Origin of the sequence: Micromonospora sp. CV4 (genome assembly GCF_003667455.1) — a bacterium.
GTDB lineage: Bacteria > Actinomycetota > Actinomycetes > Mycobacteriales > Micromonosporaceae > Micromonospora.
This window is the reverse complement of record NZ_RCVI01000031.1, coordinates 1-460: the sequence shown is the minus strand read 5'-3', so window position 1 is coordinate 460 and position 460 is coordinate 1. Positions and strand designations below refer to the sequence as shown.

Sequence of the window (460 nt, the reverse complement as noted above, 5' to 3'; positions counted from 1 at the left end):
TCGCCAAGACCGTTCAGGCCAAGAAGCCGGGCACCTACGGCATCGCCCTGCCGGGCAACTCCGAGCTGCCGTTCTACTCCTTCCTCTGGGGCGCCGGCGCGGAGATCGCCACCAAGGACGGCGACACCTGGAAGTCCGGCTACAACACGCCGGAGGCGCAGAAGGCGGTCAAGTTCTGGACCGACCTGGTCACCGTGCACAAGGTCGCCCCGCCGGCCGCCGCCGGCTGGAACGAGGTCGACGCCCGCACCCAGTTCGCCACCGGCAAGGCGGCGATGGCGTTCGCCGGTAGCTGGCAGGGCGGCGCGATGAAGAAGGACAACCCGGAGATCGAGAAGGTATGGGGCACGTTCCCCATCCCCGGCCCGGACGGCAAGCCGGCCCCGGCCTTCGCCGGCGGCTCCGACATCGCCCTCTGGAAGGACAGCAAGCGGCAGGACCTGGCCTGGGACTACCTGAC

1 protein-coding gene is annotated in these 460 nt (G+C 69.8%); it reads left to right on the top strand.

Annotated elements, in window-relative coordinates:
• Window positions 1-460: extracellular solute-binding protein (locus EAD98_RS00150; RefSeq protein ID WP_121652104.1), on the top strand; the 460-nt coding region annotated here is incomplete at both ends.